Origin of the sequence: Gemmatimonas sp., assembly GCF_046594945.1 — a bacterium.
Lineage (GTDB): Bacteria > Gemmatimonadota > Gemmatimonadetes > Gemmatimonadales > Gemmatimonadaceae > Gemmatimonas.
On sequence record NZ_JBKJRB010000123.1, the window covers coordinates 45,120 to 51,862 of the forward strand.

At 65.3% G+C, this 6,743-nt stretch carries 4 protein-coding genes; 3 read left to right on the forward strand and 1 reads right to left on the reverse strand.

The annotated features are described in order from the left end of the window. Position 1: 1 nt before the first annotated feature. From lgt to ACLL97_RS14895, 3 genes are read left to right on the forward strand one after another with little or no spacing between them, the layout of a single operon-like run. Entirely contained in the window at positions 2-958 is a 957-nt protein-coding gene (gene lgt, locus ACLL97_RS14885) for a prolipoprotein diacylglyceryl transferase (protein WP_411281262.1), read from the forward strand. Continuing rightward, positions 955-2,664, forward strand: a complete 1,710-nt coding sequence (locus tag ACLL97_RS14890) for an activator of (R)-2-hydroxyglutaryl-CoA dehydratase (RefSeq protein WP_411281263.1) — start codon at positions 955-957, stop codon at positions 2,662-2,664. The genes lgt and ACLL97_RS14890 overlap by 4 nt, the downstream gene beginning before the upstream one ends. Continuing rightward, entirely contained in the window at positions 2,661-6,338 is a 3,678-nt protein-coding gene (locus ACLL97_RS14895; protein WP_411281264.1) for a BadF/BadG/BcrA/BcrD ATPase family protein, read from the forward strand. The genes ACLL97_RS14890 and ACLL97_RS14895 overlap by 4 nt, the downstream gene beginning before the upstream one ends. A 110-nt stretch (positions 6,339-6,448) precedes the next feature. Here ACLL97_RS14895 and ACLL97_RS14900 read toward each other — a convergent pair. Next, a partial coding sequence (locus ACLL97_RS14900; RefSeq protein ID WP_411281265.1) for a hypothetical protein occupies positions 6,449-6,743 on the reverse strand: 295 nt, incomplete at its 5' end.

Here is a 6,743-nt window from a genome sequence, read left to right on the forward strand (position 1 = left end):
CTTGACGCGCCCTGCGACGGACAGCGACCTTGGCCTGCTGGCTTTCCTCGCCCCTCGCCTCTCCCCCCTCTGCCTGTACATGGCTCAGTCGTTCGTCTGGAACGTCGACCCAGTGCTCATCCGCCTTGGCGGCGTTGCCGTGCGCTATTACGGACTCTGTTTCGGACTCGCCATCCTCACGGGGTTCGCGGTCTGGCATCACCGGGTGCGCCGCTTCGGTGAGAGCGCAGAATTCGCCGAGCGATGGCTGTGGTACGGTGTCGCCGGCGTCGTCATCGGCGGACGCCTCGGACACTGCTTCTTCTATCAGCCGCGCACCTACCTCGCAAACCCGCTGCGCGTTCTCCACATCTGGGAAGGCGGCGTGTCCTCGCACGGCGTGGCACTCGGCCTCGCCCTCGCGCTCTGGCTGTTTGCACGGCGGCAGCGCGTCACCTGGACTACGCTCGGCGACTATTTTGCGCCGGCCGTCGCCCTTGCCGTGAACTGGATTCGCGTCGGCAACTTCTTCAACTCCGAAGTGCTGGGCAGCCCCGCCAGCGTCCCCTGGGCCGTCGTCTTCGCGCGCGTCGATGCCATCCCGCGTCATCCCGTGCAACTCTACGAGATCGGCAACGGACTCCTCACGTGGGTCGTCCTGCGCGAGGTCGAGCGGCGCAACATTCGGCCGATCGGCTCGGGGCTGATTGCCGGGACGTTTCTCGCGACCTACTTCACGCTGCGCATTCTGGCTGAGTACTTCAAGATGTTCTATATCGAACAGCTGCGCACGATGTCGCCCTTTCGCGATGTCGAAGAGCTCGTCGGCTTTCCGATTCACACTGGGCAGTGGCTCAGCGTGCTGCCGGTGCTCGCAGGCGTCCTGCTGATCAGGCGAGCGCTGCGCCGCCGCGCGTCCTCGTTTCCCGCCGGCGAAATCGCCGCTACTTCCGCGTACGCTACCCCGAGCGCCCGATGACGATTCGCATGCCTGCGCCACTGCCGCTGCTCGACGATGCGATCACCGCCACACTGCGCGATGAACGCGCACGCCTGCTTGCCGAAGCCGGACTCGATCTCCCAGTCGATCACTTTCGTCGGCCGGCCGAACACCAGTTCACGCGCGCGGAACGCGGGCAGGTCACCGTATGGTTCGGCGGGCTCACGCTTCGGCACGAGCAGCTGATTCTCGCTGGATTCGAGGGGCTGGGCTACAAGGCGGGTATCATCCCCACGCCGGCCAAGCCGGATTTCCAGGCGGGCAAGGAGTTCGGCAACAACGGCCAGTGCAACCCTACGTACTTCACCGTCGGCGCACTGGTGAACCATCTCCGCCGCCTGCGCGACGAGCAGGGCATTCCGCTCGAGACCATTCTGCGCGACCATGTGTTTCTGACGGCGGGCGCTTGCGGCCCGTGCCGGTTCGGGATGTACGAAGCGGAGTACCGGCTGGCGCTGCGCAACGCGGGCTTCGACGGCTTTCGTGTACTCCTGTTTCAGCAGGGGGGCGGCTTGGAACAGGCCGCCGTCGAGGCTGGGCTCGAACTCAATCTCAACTTCTTCATCACGCTGCTCAACGGCTTCCTCCTCGGCGATCTGCTGAACGAGGTGGCGTACGCGATCCGGCCCTACGAGACCCACGCCGGCGAGACCGACCGCGTGCTCGCGCGCTGCGTCGTGCGTTGCGCGAAAGCCGTGCGCGAGAAGGACTACGACACCATTCACGACGGCGCGCTGGCGGCGATGCTGGCGACCGTGACGCCGGTAAGCGGTGCCGTTGCCGCCGCCACGTTCCTTGACCAGCTGCGCGGAACGCACTACACCGAGGCCCTGCACGACTGCCGCGCCATGCTCGACGCGATCGAGGTGGACTATTTACGTCCCCGGCCGGTCTGCAAGGTGACCGGCGAGTTTTGGGCACAGACCACGGAAGGCGATGGCAACTTTCGCATGTTCGCGTTCCTCGAGGGCGAGGGCGCCGAGGTGCTCGTCGAGCCGGTCGCGACGTGGATCGCGTACATGCTGAATCAGGCGCGCACCAAGGCGAGCGACCGCCGCGCACTCGACACGAGCAGCCTCCGCGCGCGCGTGTCGGGCGAGGTGGCATACCGCAAGAAGTTGTACAGCCTCGGACTCGCCGAGCGTATTCTCACCCGCGAGTACGACCGATTCCGCGAGGCGCTCGGCGGCACGGTGCACGCGCTCGTGAACCAGCTCGAGCTTACACGCATCGGGCACCCGTACTACAACAGCCGCGCGGGTGGCGGCGAGGGGCACCTCGAGGTCGCCAAGAACATCTACTACTCGAACAAAGACCTGTGTCACATGGTCCTCAGCTTGAAGCCGTTCGGGTGCATGCCCAGCACGCAGAGTGACGGAGCGCAGGCGGCCGTGACGTCGCACTTCAAGGACATGATCTACATCCCGATCGAGACGTCGGGCGAAGGCGACGTGAACGCGCACAGCCGCGTGCAGATGGCGCTGGGCGAGGCGAAGGGGAAGTGCAAAGAGGAGTTCCGCGAGAGCGTCGCGCGCACGGGCCGGACCCTGGATGAGCTGCGGGCCTATGTCGTGGAGCGACCGGCGCTCCGACGCGCGTTGCAGCGCGTACCGCAAGCTCCGGGCGTCGTCGGCCGCGCCGCCAACTTCGCGCTGCACGTCGCGGGACAGATGGTTCGCACATGAGCTGCGGCAGCGGAGGCAGCTGCAGTACCACGAAGAGCGCGCCCGAGCTCGTCCAGCTCAGCGTCAAGTCCGCGCGGCCGACCGTGCGGGTCACGCCACGCCCGGCGGCGACGCCCGTATCGTTCGCCGGCACCGCCCGTTATCCGCAGGGGCTGGTGGTTGGACTCGATGTAGGCAGCACCACGGTCAAGTACGTGGTGATCGAGCCTGTGAGCGATACGATCCTCGCCAAGGAGTACCAGCGCCACGACACGCGGCAGCCGGAGAAGTGTCTCGAGATGCTGCGCACGATCGCCGCGGCGTTTCCCGACGTTCCAGCGAGCGCGTATCGGATGTTCGTGACCGGTTCGGGCGGCTCGTCGATTGGAGGGCGCATCGGCGCGAAGTTCGTGCAGGAGGTCAACGCGGTGAGCCTCGCCGTCGAGAAACTCTACCCCGACGTCGAGAGCGTCGTCGAGCTGGGCGGGCAAGACGCGAAGATCATCATCTTCAAGACGGACGAGACGACAGGCCGGAAGAAGAAGATCCCGTCGATGAACGACAAGTGCGCGGGTGGTACGGGTGCCGTCATCGACAAGATCACCGCGAAACTCGGCATTCCCGCCGCGGCGCTATGCCGCATGGGCTACCACGGCCTCAAACTGCATGCGGTGGCCGGCAAGTGTGGCGTGTTTGCCGAGACCGACATCAACGGTCTGCAGAAGCAGGGCGTGCCGGCCAACGAGCTCATGGCGTCGCTGTTCGAGAGCATCGTGCTACAGAACTTGGCGGTGCTCACACGGGGGCACACACTGCGTCCCCGCACGCTGTTGCTTGGTGGGCCGAACTGCTACATCGACGGGCTGCGCGAATGCTGGCAGCAGAACCTGCGCCAGTTGTGGGACGAACGCGGCGTACCGTACGATGCCGGCGCGCGCATCGACGACCTCGTGACGGTGCCGGAGGACGCTCAATACTTCGCGGCGATCGGTGCCGTGGAGTTCGCCAAGCTCGAGATCGCCGATGCGCCGGATACTGGTGTTTTCCGTGGTACCTCAGAGCTCGAGTGGTATCTCGAAACCGGCCGCGTCGAAGAAAAGCAGGCCGCCGGCGGACGTGGACTCTGGAACAGCCGCGAGGAGCTCGACGCGTTTCGGGCGCGCTACACGCCGAGCCGATGGAGTGCGCCCACCTTCGCGCCCGGCACCGTTGTGCAAGCGTTCGCTGGAGTCGACGGCGGCAGCACGAGCACCAAGGGCGTGCTCCTCGATCTCGACCGCAACGTCATCGCCACCTCGTATCGCCTCTCCAAGGGCAATCCGATCGAGGACACGATGGATGTGTTCGCGGACCTCGAGGCGGCCATCGCGTCGCAGGGCTGCACGCTGGAGGTGCTGGGCGTCGGAACAACCGGGTACGCGAAGGACACGCTCAAGGATGTACTGCAGGCGGACGTCGCACTCGTCGAGACCGTTGCGCACACGCAGGCGGGCTTGCATTTCTATCCCGACACCGACGTCATCGTCGACGTGGGCGGGCAGGACATCAAGCTGATCGTGCTCAAAAACGGTCAAGTCAAAGACTTCAAGCTCAACACGCAGTGTTCGGCCGGCAACGGCTACTTCCTGCAGAGCACCGCGGCCACGTTCGGCTACGACGTTCGCGAGTTCGCCGAGATTGCATTCAGTGCGCAGGCGATGCCGAGCTTCGGCTACGGTTGTGCGGTGTTTATGCAGTCGGATATCGTCGACTTTCAGCGTCAGGGCTGGGCCGCCAACGAGATCATGGCCGGGCTCTGTGACGTCTTGCCGAAGAACATCTGGCTGTACATCTCGCAGATCCCCAATCTCGCGAAGTTGGGCACGCGCTTCGTCCTGCAGGGCGGCACGCAGCACAACCTCGCCGCGGTGAAGGCGCAGGTCGACTTCATCACGAGCCGGTTCCTCGGCACGCCCGAGTCGCCACAGGTGACCGTCCACAAGTTCTGCGGTGAGGCAGGTGCGATCGGGTCGGCCGTCGAGGCCCACCGGCTGCACACCGAACGCGGGCACCGCACGTCGTTCATCGGACTCGAGCGGACCGCGCGCATCGCCTTTCGCACGACGCGCTCGGAAGCCACCCGCTGCTACTTCTGCAAGAACAAATGCCTGCGCACGTTCATCGACGTGCAGACCGGCCCGACGGCCGAGGAGTCCGCGAGTGCATCCGCGCCAGTAACGCCGCAGGCAAAATCGAAGGTGCCGCGCGCGGCGAACGAGCAACGCCTCATCATCGCGACGTGCGAGAAGGGCACCGTCGAGGATATCGACGCCATGAAGGAGATCAAGGCCGGCATCGATGCGTTGAGCGATGCGAACCCCAACTTCGCGGAGCTCTCCATGCGGGCCGCGTTCGCGCCGGCCGGCGTTGCCTCCGTGGCCGACGTGCCGCCAAAACCCGGCATCATGGGCCTGCTTCGGCGGAAGTCGCGCGATGCGCGGGCCGAGGGCATCGCGGCGCGGGCCACGTATCGCATCGGTATGCCGCGCGCGCTCAACATGTACTCGCTCGGCCCCTGGTTCATGGCCTACTTCGAGTCGCTCGGGGTGCTGCCGCGCAATCTCGTCTGGAGCGACCACACCAGCGATGAGCTGTACAAAGAGGGCGCGAAGCGCGGCGCCATCGACCCCTGCTTCCCGAGTAAGATCGGCATCCCGCACGTGCACAATCTGCTGGTGCACAAGCACGCGGCGCGTCCGCTCGACGTCATCTTTTTTCCGATGATCGACAGCCTGCCCACGTTTCTCGAGGGCGTGACCGACAGCCGATCGTGCCCGACCGTCGCGGCGACGCCAGAAGCGGTAAAGGCCGCGTTCACCAAGGAACGTGACCTGTTTGGCGAGGCTGGCCTCCGATACCTCGACACGTTTCTCAACTTCGCCGAGCCCGCGCTACTGGCGCGCCAGATGCACGCCGAGTTCGCATCGCTGCTCGAGGTGTCGGCCGGCGAGAACGCGCGCGCGTGTACCGCCGCATGGGCACACCTAAACGCCACAGAAGCCCGGCTGCGTGCACAGGCGCGCGACGCGCTCGCGTTGTTGGAAGCCACGGATGGTGTCGGGGTCGTGCTGCTCTCGCGCCCCTACCACCACGACCCGGGCGTCTGCCACGAGATCCCGCAGGAGTTCCAGAAACTCGGCATTCCCGTGTTCACGGCCGACACGTTGCCGCGCGACCCTGACCTCCTCGAGCAGCTTTTCGGCGACGAGACGCGCGCGGGACATATGCGCGGCCCGCTCGCGATCGACGACGCGTGGAAGAACTCGTACAGCGAGAACACCAACCGGAAGGTGTGGGCCGCGAAGTATGCGGCGCGGCATCCCAATCTGGTCGCGCTCGAGCTGAGCAGCTTCAAGTGCGGGCACGATGCACCCGTGTACTCCGTTGTCGAGGAGATCGTGGAGCGGTCCGGCACGCCGTACTTCTCGTTCAAGGATATCGACGAGAACAAACCGACCGGCGCCATTCGACTGCGCGTGGAAACGATCGCGTACTTTTTGCGCCGATACCGTGAGACGCTGATCGACCGGCGCAGGACACGCAGGTCGATCGATGCGCGGCTTGTGGCGCTGGAGCGCGAGCTACGCGGCGACGAGTCGAACGGGGATCGCGTGCGCACTGGAGAGCTCAGTACGGCGACTCTCGTCACGCTCTGACCTTCGCGGCAGACCGAACACGGTGCCTTCATCTGGCGCGTAGTCGCCTTTCCTGAGAGAACCAACCCGACCCGTCAGACTGCCTGTGGATGGTGATTCCCAACGCGTCCTCACTGACGGATTCCGCGCTCGCGAGGCGAAGTGGCGGCCGCGGAGCTACTGAAGTTCGACTGACCACTCCCCGAGATGGATCGTTTGGTGGAGCGCGCCACGCTGCCGCGATATGGTGTGTCAATGGTCCGGAGAGCCGTTTTCACCCGTCCTACATCAATACTGTTCGGATGGCGTATTTCCTGGGTCTGCCGGAGCGCTTCCTGCTTCGACACGGTGCGGGTAAATGCACGGACTGATCCGTGCAGCAAATAGGTCTGGAGTGTATGCCGTAGCATCCCAACGTGTTGGCAT